Source organism: Neptuniibacter sp. QD34_54 (genome assembly GCF_047778055.1).
In the GTDB taxonomy this organism is placed as follows: domain Bacteria; phylum Pseudomonadota; class Gammaproteobacteria; order Pseudomonadales; family Balneatricaceae; genus Neptuniibacter.
This window is the reverse complement of record NZ_CP180546.1, coordinates 3,252,032-3,271,669: the sequence shown is the minus strand read 5'-3', so window position 1 is coordinate 3,271,669 and position 19,638 is coordinate 3,252,032. Positions and strand designations below refer to the sequence as shown.

The 19,638-nt window shown below is 44.0% G+C and carries 18 protein-coding genes and 4 tRNA genes; 21 read left to right on the top strand and 1 reads right to left on the bottom strand.

Features of this window, described 5'->3' with window-relative positions:
- The first annotated feature begins 62 nt into the window (after nt 1-62).
- The 20 genes from ACMXYP_RS14950 to ACMXYP_RS14855 all read left to right on the top strand — a co-directional run bounded on the left by ACMXYP_RS14950 (nt 63) and on the right by ACMXYP_RS14855 (nt 16,736).
- Nucleotides 63-704, top strand: a complete 642-nt coding sequence (locus ACMXYP_RS14950) for a LuxR C-terminal-related transcriptional regulator (protein WP_415882428.1) — start codon at nt 63-65, stop codon at nt 702-704.
- Nucleotides 683-1,111, top strand: coding sequence for a curli production assembly/transport protein CsgE (locus ACMXYP_RS14945; RefSeq protein ID WP_415882427.1), 429 nt, complete (start codon nt 683-685; stop codon nt 1,109-1,111). Before ACMXYP_RS14950 ends, ACMXYP_RS14945 begins: the two co-directional genes overlap by 22 nt.
- The gene (locus tag ACMXYP_RS14940) at nt 1,108-1,518 is read left to right on the top strand and encodes a curli assembly protein CsgF (protein WP_415882426.1); all 411 of its coding nucleotides are present in this window, start codon (nt 1,108-1,110) and stop codon (nt 1,516-1,518) included. The genes ACMXYP_RS14945 and ACMXYP_RS14940 overlap by 4 nt, the downstream gene beginning before the upstream one ends.
- Nucleotides 1,519-1,549: 31 nt before the next feature.
- On the top strand, nt 1,550-2,416 hold the full coding sequence (locus ACMXYP_RS14935) for a CsgG/HfaB family protein (protein ID WP_415882425.1): 867 nt from the start codon (nt 1,550-1,552) through the stop codon (nt 2,414-2,416).
- Between the two features lie 341 nt (nt 2,417-2,757).
- Entirely contained in the window at nt 2,758-3,315 is a 558-nt protein-coding gene (locus tag ACMXYP_RS14930) for a hypothetical protein (protein ID WP_415882424.1), read from the top strand.
- Nucleotides 3,316-3,357: 42 nt separating this feature from the next.
- Nucleotides 3,358-4,404, top strand: coding sequence for a hypothetical protein (locus ACMXYP_RS14925; RefSeq protein WP_415882423.1), 1,047 nt, complete (start codon nt 3,358-3,360; stop codon nt 4,402-4,404).
- A 154-nt stretch (nt 4,405-4,558) separates the two neighbouring features.
- Nucleotides 4,559-5,035 (top strand): CinA family protein, encoded by a 477-nt coding sequence (locus ACMXYP_RS14920; protein ID WP_415882422.1) that lies wholly within the window; start codon nt 4,559-4,561, stop codon nt 5,033-5,035.
- A gap of 104 nt (nt 5,036-5,139) precedes the next feature.
- The gene (gene recA / locus ACMXYP_RS14915) at nt 5,140-6,183 is read left to right on the top strand and encodes a recombinase RecA (protein WP_415882421.1); all 1,044 of its coding nucleotides are present in this window, start codon (nt 5,140-5,142) and stop codon (nt 6,181-6,183) included.
- 68 nt (nt 6,184-6,251) lie between these two features.
- On the top strand, nt 6,252-6,716 hold the full coding sequence (locus tag ACMXYP_RS14910; protein ID WP_415882420.1) for a regulatory protein RecX: 465 nt from the start codon (nt 6,252-6,254) through the stop codon (nt 6,714-6,716).
- A gap of 293 nt (nt 6,717-7,009) precedes the next feature.
- Entirely contained in the window at nt 7,010-9,565 is a 2,556-nt protein-coding gene (gene alaS, locus ACMXYP_RS14905) for an alanine--tRNA ligase (RefSeq protein ID WP_415884682.1), read from the top strand.
- A 16-nt stretch (nt 9,566-9,581) separates the two neighbouring features.
- Nucleotides 9,582-10,817, top strand: a complete 1,236-nt coding sequence (locus ACMXYP_RS14900; protein WP_415882419.1) for an aspartate kinase — start codon at nt 9,582-9,584, stop codon at nt 10,815-10,817.
- 150 nt (nt 10,818-10,967) lie between these two features.
- Nucleotides 10,968-11,156 carry a carbon storage regulator CsrA gene (csrA, locus tag ACMXYP_RS14895; RefSeq protein WP_415882418.1) on the top strand — a complete coding sequence of 63 codons (189 nt, stop codon included), beginning with the start codon at nt 10,968-10,970 and terminating at the stop codon, nt 11,154-11,156.
- 61 nt (nt 11,157-11,217) lie between these two features.
- A tRNA-Ser gene (locus ACMXYP_RS14890) sits at nt 11,218-11,307 on the top strand.
- A 9-nt stretch (nt 11,308-11,316) separates the two neighbouring features.
- Nucleotides 11,317-11,393 (top strand) — tRNA-Arg (locus tag ACMXYP_RS14885).
- Between the two features lie 29 nt (nt 11,394-11,422).
- Nucleotides 11,423-11,499: transfer RNA gene (locus ACMXYP_RS14880), tRNA-Arg, on the top strand.
- 22 nt (nt 11,500-11,521) lie between these two features.
- Nucleotides 11,522-11,598, top strand: a tRNA-Arg gene (locus ACMXYP_RS14875).
- 63 nt (nt 11,599-11,661) lie between these two features.
- Complete coding sequence (gene thiI, locus ACMXYP_RS14870) at nt 11,662-13,125, top strand: tRNA uracil 4-sulfurtransferase ThiI (RefSeq protein ID WP_415882417.1); 1,464 nt, start codon at nt 11,662-11,664, stop codon at nt 13,123-13,125.
- A gap of 223 nt (nt 13,126-13,348) precedes the next feature.
- A complete protein-coding gene (locus ACMXYP_RS14865; RefSeq protein ID WP_415882415.1) occupies nt 13,349-13,585 on the top strand; it encodes an OadG family protein in 237 nt (78 codons plus the stop codon).
- A gap of 56 nt (nt 13,586-13,641) precedes the next feature.
- Nucleotides 13,642-15,420 carry a sodium-extruding oxaloacetate decarboxylase subunit alpha gene (gene oadA, locus ACMXYP_RS14860; protein ID WP_415882414.1) on the top strand — a complete coding sequence of 593 codons (1,779 nt, stop codon included), beginning with the start codon at nt 13,642-13,644 and terminating at the stop codon, nt 15,418-15,420.
- An 11-nt stretch (nt 15,421-15,431) separates the two neighbouring features.
- Complete coding sequence (locus ACMXYP_RS14855) at nt 15,432-16,736, top strand: sodium ion-translocating decarboxylase subunit beta (RefSeq protein WP_415882413.1); 1,305 nt, start codon at nt 15,432-15,434, stop codon at nt 16,734-16,736.
- A 79-nt stretch (nt 16,737-16,815) separates the two neighbouring features.
- Here the strand turns inward: ACMXYP_RS14855 and ACMXYP_RS14850 are convergent, their stop codons facing one another.
- The gene (locus ACMXYP_RS14850; protein ID WP_415882412.1) at nt 16,816-17,739 is read right to left on the bottom strand and encodes a histone deacetylase family protein; all 924 of its coding nucleotides are present in this window, start codon (nt 17,737-17,739) and stop codon (nt 16,816-16,818) included.
- A 289-nt stretch (nt 17,740-18,028) separates the two neighbouring features.
- Here ACMXYP_RS14850 and ACMXYP_RS14845 point away from each other — a divergent pair, with 289 nt between their 5' ends.
- Nucleotides 18,029-19,627, top strand: coding sequence for a response regulator (locus tag ACMXYP_RS14845; RefSeq protein ID WP_415882411.1), 1,599 nt, complete (start codon nt 18,029-18,031; stop codon nt 19,625-19,627).
- Nucleotides 19,628-19,638 lie beyond the last annotated feature (11 nt).

Here is a 19,638-nt window from a genome sequence, read left to right as displayed (position 1 = left end):
GTCTAGTAAGTCCCTTTAGGGTGTGCGCGGTGTCGAGAGCGAATTTTAAAGGGATGTTGATTTTGCTTGATGGATTAGACCGCGACAATAAGGCTGTGCCAGTAATTATTGTTGCAAAAAATAAAATACAAACCTCTATGCTGCGTAATTATTTAGCTTCAGAGCTAAATGTTACATGTACAGTATCTTCTTTGGCTGCCATTGATTGTTCTCACGATCGTTCTCTGCTTCTTTTGGACTGCAGTTCATACTCTTCTCATGAGTTGAATAAGCAGTTAGCCCTGTTGGATGTTAACTGTTCCGTTGCTCTTCTTGATGCTCCCCATGAATCTGAATTTGAGGCTTTATCTCATTGGCCGCAGGTAAAAGGGATTTTTTATGAAGGAGATAAAAGTGATCTTCTTACTTCGGGTATTCGGGAAATTATGGAAGAGGGGCTTTGGTTGCCGCGAAAGCTCACAAACTCTTTGCTGATGCATTACAGAAAAAGCCAAAAATTAAAACAGTGTGTCAGCTGTGATGTATTGACCGAGAAGGAGAAGCGAGTTTTAGAACGCCTTGCTGTGGGTATGAGTAATGATGAAATCGCAAAGTGTTTAAATATTAGTTGTCATACGGTTAAAAGCCATCTGTATAAAGTCTTTAAGAAAATTGATGTTTGTAATCGTTTGCAGGCATCAAATTGGGCAAAGGAGCATTTATAGTGCTGAAACTGAACGCTAAGTTATTGGCCTTTGTTGCTTACTTTGTTTTACCTGCGGGGGGTTTTGCTCAGTCACTTGAAGATGATATTGCTGGTTTTACTACTGATAATACGATTACCAGAGTTGGTCATGAATTTGCCCGTTATATAAGTCATTACAGGAATTCGCTTTACCCTGAGAGTAAATATAATTTAAGCGTTTATGAGCGTCCTTCTGCGCGGTGGGGGAACTTAATTTGGGTGGAAAAGGATCATAAAACAGTATTTAGGCGCTTTATGTCGCCCAATCGTTCAGGGATTGAGAGCGAAGCGAAGCAAGCTGTTATTCAAATACACAAGGAGGTTAAGCAGCTTGAATTGAAAGAGTTGTTTTCAGATACCTTCGATATCGATAAGGATGAGATATGAAGATGTTCAGATATACACGCAAATGGATGTTAGTTTTGTTGATGGCTTTCGGCAGCTCCCAAGTGTTGGCAGATCTAGTGTATACCCCAGTTAACCCAAGTTTTGGAGGGAATCCTCTAAATGGGCCTTATCTTTTGAGTAACGCTCAAGCTCAGAATGGTTATGAGGATCCTGATGCGCTTACTTCCTCTGGGTTGTCCCAGTCTTCAGCAATAGAGCAATTTTCTCGCGCTATCGAGTCACGCTTATTGAGCGACCTCCTTACTAACGTTGAAGAGGGAACTCCTGGAAGGTTGGAGACGAGTGATTTCATCGTAGAGGTGATTTCAGAAGATGGCGGTTTATCCATCTATATATACGACAAGGTAACACACGAATCGACGCAAATTGATGTGATTGGTTTTTGATAGATAGTTAAGGAAAGCTAAGGGTTAGATAATGGATTATAAGTGGTATTTTAAAACGGTTTTGTTATCAATGTTGATTGCCCTTCAGGGGTGTAGCGCTGTAAAGGGGACAACATCTGCACTGTTTGGTCCTTCTGAAGATGAAGTTAAATTAACACCGCGCACCAGTACTTATAATGATCTTAAGTCCCTTCCAAGTCCCAGAGGGAAAATTGTTGCTACGGTTTACAGTTTTAGGGATCAGTCTGGTCAATATAAAGCAGCTCCTGCAAGTTCTTTCTCTACAGCAGTGACACAAGGAGCTACTGCAATGCTCATTGGTGCAATGCAGGATTCAGGTTGGTTTGTACCCCTCGAAAGGGAAGGGTTGCAGAATATTCTGACGGAGAGAAAAATTATCCGTGCAGCCCAAAAAAAACCTAACACCCCAATCAATAATGATGTCGCTTTACCATCCTTGCTTGCTGCAAATATTATGCTGGAGGGTGGAATCATAGGTTATGACAGTAATATCCAAACCGGCGGATTAGGTGCTAGGTATTTTGGGATAGGTGTATCTGAGCAGTATAGAGTTGATCAGGTGACTGTTAATCTAAGGGCTGTTGATGTTCGAACGGGGCGTATTTTACATAGTGTGATGACAACGAAGTCCATCATGTCTAGAGAGATCAGTTCAGGTGTTTTTAGATTTATTGAATTCGAACGATTGCTAGAATTGGAAGCAGGGACTACCTCAAATGAACCAAAGCAGCTTTGTGTACTAGCGGCTATTGAATCTGCACTGCTACACCTGATCGCTCAAGGAGTAAAAGAGAAAAGTTGGGGGCTGCAGGACCCTTCTCAAATTAATTCACCTACTCTCCAGTTTTATATGAATGCTCCCCAAAAAATTATCTAGCTAATAGAGTAAAGGCAGCTATATCGAAAATATAGCTGCCTTTAGTCGTCCTTTATTAAATCAGATTAGTTCTGCAGGGCTTCTAAAAAACGCTTATTTCTTGAGCCTTGTCAGCGTTCAAATATCTCGTTTCGAGCTTCATGCTTTTGTATGGCGTATGGTTAATTTTTCAGTCAAAAGACTGAAAGAATCTTTAATAAATTTCAGTCGTTTGCTTGATGGCGAGTAAATGTTAGAGGGGTAAGCTAGCTCAATACTTCAATATTGGAAAGACCCTAAAAAAGAATTGGGATGCTGAGCAAATGAGAACGGAATCAATTTTGTATGCTGGAGTTTATTTGTTGAGTGACTTTTGCCAAAAATCATTTAAAGCATTGCTATCTCTAGCATTGATGCATGTTGCAATGATTATTTCTATAGCATTTATTTTTTGTTCTCCCGCTTGGTCTAATGATCTTGATGTTCTAGATGAGTTAGGCGCTGAGGAGTTGGTCTCTCAGGGTGGGAATCTTTTTTATCTTGATCAGATAGGCATAAAAAATGAATTGTATGGCGTACAAGAAGGGTCTAAACAACAAGTAATTATCGGACAAGTAGGCGATCGTAATGTTGCAGACTTGGGGCAATATGGCCATGGGAATCAGGTGATTGCGGCTCAATATGGAGAAGATAATGTCTTAGTTGCGATGCAGCTTGGTCATGGTAATTCGTTAAATGTTTCTCAGGTTGGTGAGCTTAACAATGCGAACGTTTCCCAGGAAGGGCAAGATAATTTAGCTGTCATAGATCAAAACGGTTATATGAATTCAGCTTCAATTGAACAGATTGGAAGTGGGCTTAATAGCTACGTTAGCCAGTACGGTGAAGGGTTGCAGGTAGCAGTTAAGCAGGTTAACTAGAACATCCTCTGGATGGTTAAAACCAAATAAAAGGAAAGGGCCATGAAGAAACTTACTCTTAGCGTAGCTATTGCGGCTATTACAGCATCTACAGCAGCGATGGCTGCAGGTAATCAGGGTTATCAGTATCAGTATGGTACTGGCAATATTGCAGAAATTGATCAAACGGTAGGTTCAACGAATAATTATGCTTACCAATATCAGAGTGGTACTGCAAATAATGCTCTGGCAACACAGGAGGAAGCTGATAGTAATTATTCGTATCAAGCACAGTTTGGTAATAATAATGAGGCAGAGATTACTCAGTTAGAATCTGATTTGAATTACGCTTCTCAGTCTCAGAGTGGTACCAGCAACGTTGCGACTGCTAGACAAGAGTACGAGCTAAGTAGTCAGACTTCTCAATATCAATCTGGTTTGAGTAACAGTAGTAATGTGTCTCAATATGGCGGCCAGGATAACTATGGCTATACGTATCAGTATGGTGAAGAAAATAATGCCTATGTGAATCAATATTATGGTGCTAATGGTCGAGTAGAAATATTTCAAGGCTATACGGCAGATGAGGGTGTAGAGTATAGCTACAACAACTATGCATCTGTACATCAGGGTTATGAACAGGCTAGTAGTATTCTTATTGAGCAGGCGGGTGCCTCAAACTATGCTTACACGTCACAGTATGCAGGCTCTGGCAATACATCAGCTACCACTCAGTTAGGTAATGGTAGTGATTCATCAACTTATCAGTATTATAGCGCTAGCTCAGATGTTGATGTTGATCAAATTGGTAATGATCACAGTTCATATGTTTATCAATATTCAACTGTGAGTTCTACTGTGGATGTAGATCAGTTTGGCGAAGCAAATATTTCAAATGTTTATCAATATGGTACCGATCTTCAGGCAACAGTTTTGCAGAGCGGAGATGGTAATAATGCCGATGTTGATCAGGTTGGTTTACAGCATCAAGCGACTGTAACTCAATATGGTACAACGAATATGGCTATTGTTGCGCAGACTGCGACAGGCAATGTTGCAACTGTTTATCAGAGCGGTACTAGCAATATGGCTACGATTGCTCAGAACTAAATAGTATATTCAAATACTATGAAAAAACCGGAAAGGTCGCCCTTCCGGTTTTTTTATGTCTGGCGTTTCTCGCTAAGAGTTCTTCCTATATCCTGCATGGGTGCTGTTGAAATGCAGTGGGTGAGATTTATTAACTTATTGAGCGGGAGAGTGCATGCTTGAAGTTGTAAGTTCATTAGCGGGACTGTTAGAAGGAAAAGGTATGATGATGACTTCAGCTGAATCATGTACAGGTGGTTGGATTGCCCAGGAGGTAACAGCAATCCCTGGTAGTTCCGCTTGGTTTGATTGTGGCTTTGTTACATACAGTAATATGTCTAAGCAAAAGATGCTTGGGGTATCAAAAGATACGTTGGAACAATGCGGAGCAGTGTCGGCCGAGGTAGTAGCTCAAATGGCGGAAGGTGCACTCGAGAATAGTGAGGCGCATATATCTGTTGCGACCAGTGGTATTGCAGGGCCAGGTGGTGGAAGTAAAGAGAAGCCGGTAGGTACAGTATGGTTTGCTTGGGCTGAGCAAGGTAAATCAGTTAAAACAAAAAAATACTGTTTTGAAGGTGATCGTGAATCAGTTCGAAAACAAGCAGTTAGCGTAGCGTTAGAAGGGATTTTGCAGAACTTATCTGATTGAGGGTTGCAATCCGGAAAACTTGTGAAATAATACTGTCCATACATACAGTGTTTTGCGCAGTGCAAGATGCGCACAATATGAATTTAGAGAAAGTAGGGTCGAAGATGGACGCAAATCGCAAAAAAGCATTAGACGCAGCGTTAGGTCAAATTGAAAGGCAGTTTGGTAAAGGCGCAGTGATGCGTATGGGGGATCAGCCTCGTGAAGCGATTCCATCTGTTTCTACTGGTTCCCTTGGTCTAGATATCGCGCTTGGTATAGGCGGATTGCCGTATGGTCGTATTGTTGAGATCTATGGTCCTGAGTCATCTGGTAAAACAACACTGACATTACAGGTTGTTGCTGAAGCTCAGAAGCAGGGTAAAACTTGTGCCTTTGTTGATGCTGAGCATGCACTAGATCCTATTTATGCAGAGAAGCTAGGTGTAGATGTAGATAGTCTTCTGGTTTCACAGCCGGATACAGGTGAGCAGGCGCTAGAAATTACAGATATGCTAGTTCGCTCTAACGCAGTTGATGTAATTATCGTCGACTCTGTAGCTGCTTTGACGCCGAAGGCAGAGATCGAAGGTGATATGGGGGATTCCCATGTTGGTCTTCAGGCTCGTTTGATGTCTCAGGCGCTACGTAAGTTGACGGGTAATGTAAAGAGCTCTAACTGCTTGTTGGTATTCATTAACCAAATTCGTATGAAGATTGGGGTTATGTTTGGTAACCCTGAGACTACAACGGGTGGTAATGCGCTTAAATTCTATTCATCTGTTCGTCTAGACATCCGCCGTACTGGTGCGGTTAAGAAAGGTGATGAGGTCGTTGGTAACGAGACGCGCGTGAAGGTTGTGAAGAACAAAGTTTCACCGCCGTTCCGTCAGGCTGAGTTCCAGATTATGTATGGTGAAGGTATCTACCATATGGGTGAAGTTATCGACCTAGGTGTTAAAGAAGGTTTGGTTGATAAGTCGGGTGCTTGGTATGCCTACAATGGCGATAAGATTGGTCAAGGTAAGGCCAATGCATCTAAATTCTTGGAAGAAAACCCTGAGATTGCGAATGAAATTGAAACAGAACTTCGTAATCGCTTGCTTTCGACGCCTGCACCGAAAGAAGATGACGCTGAAGATAAAACTGAAAGCCTAGATCTAATTTAAGGCGCTAAGTTAGCACAGTAAAACCTCCGTCTATAGATGGAGGTTTTTTCGTTTAAAGAGGATTGGTTATGGATGGAAGTCCTAATAAAGAGGCGTGGAACAAGGCAATTCAGTTACTGTCACGGCGCGAATATTCTTATAAAGAACTAAGCCAGAAGCTGGCCCGTAGTATTGAGGGGACGGATCTAGATAGCGTCTTGCAAAGTCTAGAAGAGGACGGGTACTTATCTGATCAACGCTTTTGTGAAAGCTTTGTGCGAATGAGAGTGGGGCAAGGGCATGGTCTTATTAGAATTCGATTTGATTTAAAACAGAAAGGCATAGCTTCGGAATTGCTTGTTAGTTGCTTAGAGAGTTTAGATATAGATTGGTTTGTCAAAGCTGAGGAGCTTTATCGGCGTAAATATAGAGAGCCTCTAGCGGATAAAGACTTTAAAGAGCGCAGTAAGCGCATGCGCTTTATGAGTCAGCGCGGATTTTCCATAGATGAGATTCAGTTTGCGATAGAGCAAGTTGCGAATGATGAATATTAAAATTTTATCGTTATATATTTCAAAGGGTTAGGTTTTTCTCTGCCTGCAGTTAAGTAGGTTTTTTCGTCGCAAGACAGATAATCGCTACCTATCTTAATCTGAATTCAAACAGATTATTCTTTGTCTATTTAGCATGAATAGGCCCATTTCTGAAAAAGATTCGAACAATTTTCGCTCACGATATATAATGTCGCGCCCATAATTTGTGGTGATTTTGCGCTGTTGGTAGGCAAGTGAGGCTTGCCGATGGCTTTACCAGAATGGATACGCATACGGTTCATCTAATGAAATATATGACAAGTGCCGAGATTCGTCAGGCTTTTCTAGATTACTTTAACCAGCAAGGACATGAGGTTGTAGCAAGTAGCTCCCTTATCCCTGCTAATGATCCTACCCTGATGTTTACAAATGCGGGGATGGTACAGTTCAAAGATGTGTTCTTGGGCACAGATAAGCGCAATTACACACGAGCGACAAGCTCGCAGCGATGCGTGCGTGCTGGTGGTAAGCACAATGACCTTGAAAACGTAGGTTATACAGCGCGTCACCATACTTTCTTTGAAATGCTTGGAAACTTTAGTTTCGGTGATTATTTCAAGAAAGATGCAATCAACTTTGCTTGGACGTTTCTGACTGAAACGCTAGGCCTTCCAAAAGAGCGCCTGTGGGTGACGGTTCACCATTCTGATGAAGAAGCTGAGCGTATTTGGAAAGAGGAAGTAGGCGTAGATCCAGAACGTTTTTCTAAACTAGATGAAGATAACTTCTGGTCAATGGGTGATACAGGCCCATGTGGTCCATGTACTGAAATCTTCTTTGATCATGGTGCTGACGTGTGGGGTGGTCCTCCAGGTAGCCCTGAAGAAGATGGTGATCGCTATATCGAAATTTGGAACGTTGTATTCATGCAATACAACCGTAGCGCTGATGGTGAAATGACACCACTTCCAAAGCCATCTGTTGATACAGGTATGGGCCTAGAGCGAATTGCGGCAGTTATGCAGAATGTTCACTCTAACTACGAAATTGATATGTTCCAGAATCTGTTGAAAGCCACTGCTGCGGCTGTTGGTACAACAGATATGGATAATAAATCGCTACGTGTAATTGCAGACCATATCCGTTCTTGTTCCTTCCTTATTGTTGATGGTGTGCTGCCATCAAACGAAGGTGCAGGTTATGTTTTACGTCGTATCATCCGTCGAGCAGTACGTCACGGTAACAAGCTAGGCGCAAAAGGTGCTTTCTTTAATCAGCTTGTAGCTGCGTTAGTGAAGGAGATGGGCGAAGCTTATCCTGAACTAGCTGAGAAGCAGGCTCAGGTTGAGCGTGTTCTTCTTAAAGAGGAAGAGCAGTTTGCGAAGACTCTTGATCACGGTATGCGTTTGTTGCAGGAAGCGATTGATAATCTGGATGGCACTGTTATTCCAGGTGAGACAGTATTTAAGCTATATGATACTTACGGTTTCCCGCATGACCTGACAGCGGATGTTGCGCGTGAGCATGAACTAACGATTGACGAAGAAGGCTTTGAGCGTGAGATGGAAGCTCAACGTGAGCGTGCTCGTGCAGCAGGCAAATTCTCTGTTGATTACAACGATGCTATCAAGCTGGATGGTGAAACTAGCTTCACCGGTTATGAAAACCTTGCAGGCGAAGCGTCTTCAGTGGTTGCCTTATTCAAAGAAGGCGAATCTGTAGATGAGCTTAAGGCAGGTGAAACTGGTTTAGTGGTTCTAGATGAAACGCCTTTCTATGCAGAATCCGGTGGTCAGGTTGGTGATACTGGTGTGCTAGCAGGGGCTAACGGTTCTTTTGCAGTTAATAACTGTACTAAAGAGGGTAAAAACAACCTGCATCACGGCGCTGTCGAAAATGGTTCGGTGAAAGTGGGCGATAAGGTAGCTCCTCGAGTTGACTCTGAGCGTCGTCAGGCGATTGCGCTGAACCACTCTGCTACTCACTTATTGCACGAAGCGCTTCGCGTAGTTCTAGGTGAGCATGTACAACAGAAAGGTTCATTGAATGATGATCAGCGTCTGCGCTTTGACTTCTCTCATTTTGAAGCGGTAAGCGCTGAGCAGATCGCTGAAGTTGAGAAGATGGTTAACGATCAGATTCGTCTGAACACAGAAGTCGTAACAGAAATCATGGAAATTGAAGCTGCCAAAGAGAAAGGTGCAGCAGCTCTCTTCGGTGAAAAATACGATGATGTAGTGCGAGTGCTTTCGATGGGTGATGATTTCTCTATCGAGCTTTGTGGTGGTACTCATGCGAAGCGTACAGGTGACATTGGTCTGCTGAAAATTACGTCTGAAGGTGGTGTGGCTGCCGGTATCCGTCGTGTTGAAGCTGTAACCGGCCCTGTAGCGCTGGATTATTTTGCGGATCAAAAAGCGCAATTTGAACAGAAGCTGCAAGATCAACAAGCGAAGAATCGTCAGCTTGAAAAAGAGCTTGAACAGATGAAGGCTAAGTTAGCTGCTGCTAAGGGTGCTGATCTAATCAGTAATGCAGTGGAAGTTTCTGGCGTTAAAGTGCTAGCAGCTCAGCTTGAGGGTGTAGAGCCTAAAGCCTTGCGTGACACAATCGATCAGTTGAAAAACAAATTGGGCAGCGGTGTTGTTGTATTGGCTACAGTGTCTGATAACAAGATTGCTTTGGCTGCAGGTGTGACTAAAGACCTGACTGCTCAGGTTCGTGCTGGTGATTTGATTAAAGAGCTAACGGCTAAATTGGGCGGTAAAGGTGGTGGTCGTCCTGACTTTGCTCAGGGTGGCGGCACAGATCAAGCTGCTCTGCCTGTTACACTAGAGTCTGTAACAGCTCTAGTTGAGGCTGCTCTATAACGATTTAGGTGCACGCATGGCGCTTTTTGTTCAAAAATATGGTGGTACCTCTGTTGGAACTGTTGAGCGTATAGAAGCAGTCGCAGATAAGGTGCAGGGTTTTAAGCAGCAAGGGCACGACGTCGTTGTTGCTGTATCTGCTATGAGTGGTGAGACGAATCGTCTCATCGCCTTAGCTAAAGATATACAGTCAAAACCTAATGCTCGTGAAATGGACGTGTTGGTCTCTACGGGAGAGCAAGTCACTATTGCTTTGCTTTGTATGGCATTAGAAAAGCGCGGTGTGCCTGCTCGTTCTTATACGGGCAGTCAGGTCAAAATTCTTACGGATAACTCGCATACCAAGGCTCGGATTCAGGATATAGAGGTTTCCTCTATAAAGTCTGATCTGGAGGCTGGGCGAGTCGTGGTTGTGGCGGGATTTCAGGGGGTAGACTCTGATGGCAATATCACCACGCTCGGTCGTGGCGGCTCTGACACAACGGGTGTTGCGCTAGCTGCGGCACTGAAAGCTGATGAGTGTCAAATCTATACTGACGTAGATGGTGTATATACTACCGATCCGCGTGTAGTATCGAGTGCTAAGCGTCTAGAGCAAATTACATTTGAAGAGATGCTCGAGATGGCGAGTCTTGGATCTAAAGTCTTGCAGATCCGTGCCGTTGAGTTTGCAGGAAAATATAAAGTGCCGTTGCGGGTTCTTTCTAGCTTTGAGGAAGGGCCAGGGACTCTAATTACCGTTGAGGGTGATTCAGCCGTGGAAAAGCCAGTTATTTCAGGTATCGCGTTTAATCGCGATGAAGCTAAGTTGACTGTAATGGGTGTGCCTGATGTTCCTGGGGTTGCATCAAAAATATTAGGGCCGATTAGTCAGGCAAATATTGAAGTTGATGTTATCGTGCAGAATGTTGCCGCTGATAATACAACGGATTTTACCTTTACGGTTCATCGTAACGATTATGATGCGGCTGAAGCGGTACTTGCAAAGGTGTCTGCTGAGCTGGGTGCTCGTGAAGTGGTTGGTGATAATCAGATTGCTAAAGTCTCTATTGTGGGCGTGGGTATGCGATCCCATGCTGGCGTAGCGAGTAAAATGTTTGATGCCTTAGCAGCTGAAAATATTAATATTCAAATGATTTCTACATCTGAGATTAAGGTCTCAGTTGTGATTGCTGAAAAGTATTTGGAGCTAGCGGTGCGCTCTCTGCACACTGCTTTTGATATGGATGTTGATGATTCGGTTAGTGAATAATCGATCATAATGGTTAATAGAAAAAGCTGGTCTATAGTTAGGTTAGCTGTTGTTGTATAGGCAGCGTTCTGGCAGGGATTTGGATGAATGCCAGTATGTGGTCTACCGTTTAGGTGGATTGGCCTGGGAAGTACTAAGGAGATTCTACACATGTTAATTCTTACTCGCCGTGTTGGCGAAACTCTTATGGTTGGTGACGATGTCACTGTTACTGTGCTTGGTGTTAAAGGTAATCAGGTACGAATTGGTGTTAATGCACCTAAAGATGTATCCGTGCATCGAGAAGAGATCTATCAGCGCATTCAGCGTGAAAAGGCCGAAGAAGGAAATAAAGCGTAATTTTTTTAAAACTTTGCTTTTCTTTTGATAATCACTTGGTTATAGTACGCGCCGTTGTTTAGGTGAGCTGGCCGAGTGGCTGAAGGCGCGCCCCTGCTAAGGGCGTATAGGAGAAATCCTATCGAGGGTTCGAATCCCTCGCTCACCGCCATTTTGATGTGCGCCCGTAGCTCAGCTGGATAGAGTACCTGGCTACGAACCAGGCGGTCAGAGGTTCGAATCCTCTCGGGCGCGCCACTCAAAAACAACGGTTTATTTTCTTGGATGCGCCCGTAGCTCAGCTGGATAGAGTACCTGGCTACGAACCAGGCGGTCAGAGGTTCGAATCCTCTCGGGCGCGCCACTCCAAAGAAAATTTCAGATATGCGCCCGTAGCTCAGCTGGATAGAGTACCTGGCTACGAACCAGGCGGTCAGAGGTTCGAATCCTCTCGGGCGCGCCATCTGTAACTCTACCTTCCTACACTTTATAATATTCGTCCTAATTATTTTTTGAGCTCGTTGCTATGAAGTTCTCTATTCGTTTGTTTCCAGAAATTACCATCAAAAGTCGCCCTGTACGTAAGCGTCTAATTCAGCGTTTGCAGAGCAATTTACAGAATATGACTCGTCGTATTGACGAGCAGATCAAAGTTAAAGGGCAGTGGGACAAGCTGGATGTAGAGTGCGCAGGTGCGAGTGCAGAGATTATCGCGCAGGTGGTAGATCTTTTAGGTCGTACGCCAGGAATTCATAGCTTTATCGAAGTGACTGAGTACCCGTTGGGTGATTTTCATGATGTTTACGAAAAAGCGCATGCTATCTACGCGGAGCAATTGAAAGGCAAAACTTTCAAAGTGCGTGTTAAACGCTCTGGTAAGCATGACTTTCGTTCTATTGATGTTGAGCGCTATGTTGGTGGTGGTTTGAATCAGCATGCGGAGACTGCGGGTGTAGATGTTCATAATCCAGAGGTTTATGTGGATCTTGAGATTCGTAACGATAGTCTTTATGTCGTAACGAATACCTACAAAGGTTTGGGTGGTTTTCCGCTAGGTACGCAAGATTCTACGCTTTCGCTTATTTCCGGTGGATTCGACTCCATTGTTGCTAGCTACATGTCTATGCGTCGGGGTTGTAAAACTCATTTTGTTTTCTTTAACTTGGGTGGTCATGCGCACGAAATTGGTGTGAAGCAGGTGTCTCTGTATTTATGGCAAAAATATGGCTCTTCTGCGCGAGTGAAGTTTATTACGATCCCTTTTGATGAAGTGATTGGTGAAATACTGCAATCTGTTCATCACTCCTATATGGGTGTCGTATTGAAACGCATGATGATGCGCGCCGGTGAGCAGATTGCAGATAAAATGAAGATTGACGCTTTGGTGACGGGTGAGAGTATTGCTCAGGTATCTAGTCAAACCTTACCTAATCTATCTATTATCGATGCAGCAACTGAAAAGCTGGTGGTGCGACCGCTGGTTACTATGGATAAGCAAGATATCATCGATATCACGCGTGAAATCGGTGCTTATGATTTTGCCAAAAATATGCCTGAATACTGTGGTGTAATATCTGATCGTCCAACGACCTGTGCTAAGAAAGATCGCGTAGAAGAGGAAGAGTCTGATTTTGACTTTGAAGTGCTTGAACGAGCGCTTGAGCGTCGTCAGGTGATCAGCATCGATGAAATTGAGGAAGATGTAAATATCCATGCTGAGGTTGAAGCATTAACTAAGGTTGCTGATAATCAGGTTGTTGTTGATATTCGAGCGCCGCATGAACAAGAGAAAAAGCCGCTGAATATTCCTGGCTGTGAAATCCAATTAATTCCGTTCTTTGCTTTAGGTGCGGCTGCTGATGAATTTGAAGAAGGTAAGGAATACCTTCTTTATTGTGAGAAGGGTGTTATGAGCCAAATGCATGCGCATCAAATGCAGGAGCGTGGCTTTAGTAATGTAAAAGTTTATCGCCCTGGAAAGAGTGAATAACACCATATTTCACTGAATATGGATCAAAGGTTGTAAGCAAATTTTGATCCATATCCTCCCTTTGACCGAAAAATCCCCTCTAATTATTGCCTGAAGTAGACTTTTCGGGTTTAATTATGGTCCATTTGCAACCAGTACATTCGTCAGTGAAAGCCTAATAATTAGGTGGCCAAAAGCCATATCTGACGTATGGGTTTCGATAAGTACAGGAGCATCCATTAAAATGGAAAATCTGCTATCAGAAGGCCTTGAATTAATGGTCTTTGGTATGGGCTTCGTTGTTGTCTTTCTTACTTTGTTGGTATTCGCTACTTCAGGAATGTCCAAAGTGGTAGGCAAGTTTTTTCCTGAAGCACCAGCGCAGCCAAAAGCAAAAAAGACTGCACCAGCGCCAGCTGGAAATAACAATGATGAGTTAATTGCTGTCATGACAGCTGCGGTTCACAAACACCGTTCGTAAATAAGAACGGCTCAATAACGAATAAATCTGCATTAATCGACAGAAGGCCATTACCCATGACCGACGCAAAGAAACCACTTGGCATTACCGACGTAGTTCTGCGTGACGCACACCAGTCGCTATTCGCTACGCGTATGCGAGTTGAAGACATGCTGCCGATCGCGGAAAAGCTAGATAAAGTAGGCTTTTGGTCCCTAGAAAGCTGGGGCGGCGCAACATTTGACTCATGTATTCGCTTTATCGGAGAAGATCCGTGGGAGCGTATCCGCTTGCTTAAAAAAGCAATGCCAAACACAAAACATCAGATGCTCCTGCGTGGACAAAACCTACTAGGTTACCGTCACTACGCTGATGATGTTGTAAACAAATTCTGTGAACGTGCTGCTGTTAACGGCGTAGACGTATTCCGTATCTTCGATGCGATGAACGATCCGCGTAACCTTGAAACTGCAATCAAAGCAGTTAAGGCAACAGGCAAGCACGCTCAAGGCACTATCTCTTACACTAAGAGTCCAGTTCACACGATCGATAACTGGGTTGCATATGCAAAAACTCTTGAAGATATGGGCGCTGATTCTATCAACATCAAGGATATGTCCGGTATCCTGACACCATACGATGCATTTGACCTAGTTTCTCGTCTGAAAGCTCAGACTGATCTAGAAGTTCAATTGCACGCTCACGCGACTTCTGGTTTGTCTGATATGACTATCCTTAAGTCTGTTGAAGCGGGTATCGACCGTGTTGATACTGCTATCTCTTCTATGTCTATGACATACGGTCATACGTCTACTGAATCTGTAGTAGCTGCGTTGGCTGGTACTGACCGTGATACTGGTTTAGATATCAATCTTCTAGAAGAGATTGCTGGCTACTTCCGTGAAGTACGTAAGAAGTACGCTAAATTTGAAGGTTCTCTACGTGGTACAGACTCTCGTATCCTAGTTGCTCAGGTACCTGGTGGCATGTTGACTAACATGGAAAACCAGCTGAAAGAGCAGGGTGCTGCAGATAAGTTCGATGAAGTACTAGCTGAGATCCCACGTGTGCGTGAAGACCTAGGTCTGATCCCACTAGTAACACCAACTTCTCAGATCGTTGGTACTCAGGCTGTAATCAACGTTCTAATGGGCGAGCGTTACAAAACTATCTCTAAAGAAGTTCAGGGTATTCTGAAAGGTGAGTACGGTGCAGCTCCTGCTCCTTACAATGCTGACCTTCAGGCTCGTGTATTGGATGGTGGTGAAGCAATCACTTGTCGTCCTGCTGATCTGCTTGAACCAGAAATGGACAAGTTGGTAGGCGAGCTGAAAGACCTTGCTGCTGAGAAAGGTATTGAGCTAACAGAAGGTGAGAACGAAATTGATGACGTTCTAACTTACGCTCTATTCCCTCAGGTTGGCTTGAAATTCCTTGAAAATCGTAACAATCCTGATGCATTTGAACCTGCACCTACATTAGAGGACGCACTAGCAATGGCTGCACCTAAAAACACTGGTCCACAGACTTACACTATCTCTGTTAACGGCCAAAACTACGTTGTACAAGTAACTGAAGGCGGTGATATTTCTGCTGTAGCTCCGGCTGCTGCTGCGGCTCCAGCTGCTGCTCCTGCAGGCGCTGGTGAAGACGTTCCAGCTCCATTGGCTGGTAACATTTGGAAAGTACAGGTTGCTCCAGGTCAGGCTGTTCAAGAAGGTGACGTTCTAGTAATTCTTGAAGCGATGAAGATGGAAACAGAAGTACGTGCTGCACGCGCTGGTACTGTTTCTACTGTAGAAGTTAATGAAGGTGACGCTGTACAGGTTGGCGACACTCTATTGACTCTAGCGTAAGGTATTGTTTGATGGATAAGCTAATCGAACTGTTTCTTGCCTCTGGTGCTTATAACATCAGTGGTGGTCAGATCGTAATGATTTTGGTTGGCCTTTTGCTTCTGTTCTTGGCCATCAAAAAGAATTTCGAACCGCTACTGCTTGTGCCAATCGGTTTCGGTGGCATCATGGCGAACATTCCGGAAGCGGGCTTAGCGTATACAGCTGTAGAAAATGCTGTGCACTTTGCTGTTCCGGAGGTGATGAATGGTTTGGCGTCTGCGCTAAATATCACTAGCACTGATCCAAAAGAAATTTTGAATGCCTACCACAACACGGCTTCAGCTGCTCAGATTCAAGATGCAATCAACGTAGCTAAAGACGGTGGTTATGCGAATGGCATGCTGTATAACTTCTATAGCGTAGCAATTGGCTCTACAGCCGCTCCGCTGTTGATCTTCATGGGTGTTGGTGCAATGACAGACTTTGGTCCGTTATTGGCTAACCCACGTACCCTCTTCTTGGGTGCGGCTGCTCAGTTCGGCATCTTCGCAACTGTACTAGGTGCGGTTGCAATGTCTTCTATGGGCATCATGGACTTCAACATCCAAGAAGCTGCAGCGATCGGTATCATCGGTGGTGCTGATGGCCCAACTGCAATCTATGTAACTAGTTTGCTAGCTCCACACCTATTGGGTGCAATTGCGGTAGCTGCATACTCTTACATGGCGCTAGTACCTCTGATTCAGCCACCAATTATGCGTGCGTTGACTACAGAAGCTGAGCGTAAGATCCAGATGAGCCAGTTACGTCACGTAACTAAGCTTGAGAAGATTCTGTTCCCAATCGTACTATTGATCCTAGTAGCGCTATTGCTTCCAGATGCAGCACCTCTGTTGGGTATGTTCTGTTTCGGTAACTTGATGCGTGAGTGTGGTGTAGTAGATCGTCTTAGCGATACTGCTCAGAATGCTCTGATCAACATTGTTACAATCTTCTTGGGTCTATCTGTAGGTTCTAAACTTTCTGCTGATAAGTTCCTAGATCTTGAAACGCTAGGCATCATGGCGCTAGGTATCGTTGCATTCTGTATCGGTACAGCTGCTGGTGTGATCATGGCTAAGATTATGAACAAGATGATGGGTGGCAATGCGATCAACCCACTAATCGGTTCAGCGGGTGTATCTGCGGTACCTATGGCTGCACGTGTATCTAACAAGATCGGTCTTGAGTATAACTCTCAAAACTTCTTGTTGATGCATGCTATGGGTCCAAACGTTGCTGGTGTAATCGGTTCTGCGATTGCAGCGGGCGTAATGATCAAGTTCGTAAGCTAATTATTAGCTTGTATTACTAAAAAAGGCTGCCATTGGCAGCCTTTTTTGTTTCTGTTAGGAGGGTGCTATTTTGTCTAGCCTAATGTCCGGCGAATACTTCTAAATGAGCTTGTACGCTGAATGCCAAAGATACAGGGTTGTAACCACCTTCTAGAACTGAAACAACACGGTTTTGGCTGTAAGTGCGAGCTGCGTCTAGGAGTAACTGAGTAACCCAGCGATAATCTTCCTCATTGAGTTTAATATCCGCCATAGGGTCTTCATGATGAGCGTCAAAACCTGCAGAGATAATGATCATATCTGGCTTATGAGCTTGGATGGCAGGTAGCCAGCGCGACTCAACAAGTTTGCGGAATACCATGCCGTCGCTATGAGCATCCATAGGGCAGTTAATGATGTGGTCGCGCACAAAGTCACAGTAACGCTCTGGATAGAAAGGATGCTGGAATGTTGAGCAAACTAGCACTTCTGGCCTGTCTTTAAAGATATCTACGGTGCCGTTGCCTTGGTGTACGTCGAAATCAAAGATAGCAACGCGTTCTATTCCTGGCTGCTGTAAAGCATGCATTGCTGCAATGGCTGCATTGTTATAAAAGCAAAATCCCATCGCATTGTTATGCTCGGCATGATGGCCAGGTGGGCGCGTAGCACAAAAAGCGTTTTTAGATTTGCCGCTAATTACCCTGTTTACTGCCATAACGGCAGAGCCTGCGGCTAAACTGGCTGCATGTAAGGAGTGAGGACAAAGGGCTGTATCTTCGTCGGTATACACAACGCCTTGTTCTGGTAGCTTCATCTCCAAACGTTTCTGGTGGAGGTGAGCGTGGGCAAGTTGTACTTGTTCAGGTAAAACGTGTACCGATTGGATTCGTTCAAGATCCTGCATCAGGCCTGTCTTTTCTAGTACCTTTTGGATGGCAACTAGGCGAATTGGGCTTTCAGGGTGTTCTGGGCCCATGTTGTGTAGGCCGCAATCTTCATGAGTGATAAATGCAGTAGTCATAAGTACGCTTTTTTATAAGTTTTGTTTAGTTTACCTGAAACCCAAAAAGCAGGATCTCATTACATCGTCTCAATACCTCAAGCCTACACCTTAGAGTTAGATTTTTCTTGATCTGGATCATTAGTGTTTGCATGCCCTCAGGATAGGATGGTTGTCACAGCATAGAACTGTCTTGGCATCGAGTGTTCACCCTACACCCGGTGCTTTTTTTTGTTTGCAGGAAATGCTTTTGTCATATCGAATAGGCTTTTATACTTCAAATATCCTTTTTGCGTATATGGACGGTTGAGTGGCGAAAGTAGATTATTCTGATAAGCAAGTTCTACTGATAGAAAGCAGTGGCAACATGCGGTCTACTATCTTCTATATGCTGAGGAGTATGGGGGTTGCCAATCTCAAGGCGGTTACTATCAATGACCGAGTTTTAAATGAAATTTCTGAGAATAACTACGATGTTATTCTTCTCGGTCATAATGTAAATGATAGTGTCACCGGTATCCAATTATTGGAAGAGTGTCGTTATCGAGGTTTTATAAAGCCTACTGCTTGCTGGATCTTTATGACCAGTGATGCCTCTCAAGAAGTCGTACTGCACGCAATTGATAGTCGTCCTGATGATATGATTATGAAGCCATTCTCGGTGGATGAATTAAAACATCGCTTGGATAACATTCTTTATCGGAAGTCCGTATTTAAGCCAGTAGATGATGCCTTAGAAATTGGTGATCTTCCGGCAGCTATTACATTTTGCCAGCATAACTTTGCTTCTTATGATCCAGAATACGATGAAGCTCAGCTGATTCTTGCTCGTTTGCTGCTTAAGTTTCATAGATCTAAAGAGAGTGCTCAAGTTGCTGAAAAACAATATTGGAAGAGTCATGATAAAGAGGCTGGTATTGTTTGGGCAGAAGCTATGCTGCAGCAGGAGCAGTTCAAAGAAGCAAAGGCTCTCCTACTAGAGCTTATAGCAGAGTATCCCTTGCTGATTGCTGCATATGATTTGCTTGCTCTGACCCATGAGAAAGAAGGGGATTTAGATCAAGCAAGGGAGGCCGTTGCTGAAGCGACACAAAAGTCTCCAATGGGTATTCCTCGTCAAATGGAATTGGGGCGTTTAGCTACACAAACGAAACAACTAGATATGGCGGGTGGGGCTTATAAGAAGTCTATCCTCCTAGGTCGGCGCAGCTGTTATAAATCTCCTGATCCTTATCTTCGTCTAGCAAATGTAAAGCGGCTAGAAGCTCAAAATGCAAATGGTGGTATGGCTGTTGAGCTCTTTAATGAGTTTGAGCATACCATTTCGCAAGCTTATCAAGCCTTTCCCCGTGATGAACAGTTGCAAGTCCGAGCATCTCTTTTGAAAAGTGAAATGTATCATCAGGTAGGGGATACCGATGCTGCTAATAAAGCCACGAGGGATGCTCAGCGGATTAACTCAGAGCTGGCTGTGCCCCTAGATCTTGATCGAGAGCTTCTCGGTGTAATGGGTGATGCGGTTCCAATACTGGAGCCTGCGGCTAAGCCGAAGAAAGTTCCTGGTAAGAAACATGATCCAGATATGAGTATCAAAGTTAATCGTTTGGGTGTGAAGCATTATTTATCAGGCAAGATGCCTCAGGCACTCAAATATTTTGGTTTAGCGACAGAATACGATTCAAGCAATGTTAATGCTTTGTTGAATCTAGCTCAGCTATTCTTGGAAACGGCTAGAGATAGTAAAGAGAAGCGTGAGGAGCGTATTAAAATGGTCCAGCGCTACCTGAAGCTATCTGAGCGTTGTAGTTTGGAAGGTATTGAGCTTGATAAGCAGCACCAGCTAAAGCGATATTTAAGCCATGATGTCGCCCTGTTGCCGAAAGGCTCTTTGGGTAATTTGTTACGATAAATTGTAACTAA

What these genes read in the sequence shown, in the direction of transcription:
- ACMXYP_RS14940 (WP_415882426.1), top strand. Translation starts at nt 1,108, where the DNA reads ATGAAGATGTTCAGATATACACGCAAATGGATGTTAGTTTTGTTGATG.
- ACMXYP_RS14935 (WP_415882425.1), top strand. Translation starts at nt 1,550, where the DNA reads ATGGATTATAAGTGGTATTTTAAAACGGTTTTGTTATCAATGTTGATT.
- ACMXYP_RS14925 (WP_415882423.1), top strand. Translation starts at nt 3,358, where the DNA reads ATGAAGAAACTTACTCTTAGCGTAGCTATTGCGGCTATTACAGCATCT.
- ACMXYP_RS14920 (WP_415882422.1), top strand. Translation starts at nt 4,559, where the DNA reads ATGCTTGAAGTTGTAAGTTCATTAGCGGGACTGTTAGAAGGAAAAGGT.
- recA (WP_415882421.1), top strand. Translation starts at nt 5,140, where the DNA reads ATGGACGCAAATCGCAAAAAAGCATTAGACGCAGCGTTAGGTCAAATT.
- ACMXYP_RS14910 (WP_415882420.1), top strand. Translation starts at nt 6,252, where the DNA reads ATGGATGGAAGTCCTAATAAAGAGGCGTGGAACAAGGCAATTCAGTTA.
- alaS (WP_415884682.1), top strand. Translation starts at nt 7,010, where the DNA reads ATGACAAGTGCCGAGATTCGTCAGGCTTTTCTAGATTACTTTAACCAG.
- ACMXYP_RS14900 (WP_415882419.1), top strand. Translation starts at nt 9,582, where the DNA reads ATGGCGCTTTTTGTTCAAAAATATGGTGGTACCTCTGTTGGAACTGTT.
- csrA (WP_415882418.1), top strand. Translation starts at nt 10,968, where the DNA reads ATGTTAATTCTTACTCGCCGTGTTGGCGAAACTCTTATGGTTGGTGAC.
- thiI (WP_415882417.1), top strand. Translation starts at nt 11,662, where the DNA reads ATGAAGTTCTCTATTCGTTTGTTTCCAGAAATTACCATCAAAAGTCGC.
- ACMXYP_RS14865 (WP_415882415.1), top strand. Translation starts at nt 13,349, where the DNA reads ATGGAAAATCTGCTATCAGAAGGCCTTGAATTAATGGTCTTTGGTATG.
- oadA (WP_415882414.1), top strand. Translation starts at nt 13,642, where the DNA reads ATGACCGACGCAAAGAAACCACTTGGCATTACCGACGTAGTTCTGCGT.
- ACMXYP_RS14855 (WP_415882413.1), top strand. Translation starts at nt 15,432, where the DNA reads ATGGATAAGCTAATCGAACTGTTTCTTGCCTCTGGTGCTTATAACATC.
- ACMXYP_RS14850 (WP_415882412.1), bottom strand. Translation starts at nt 17,739, where the DNA reads ATGACTACTGCATTTATCACTCATGAAGATTGCGGCCTACACAACATG.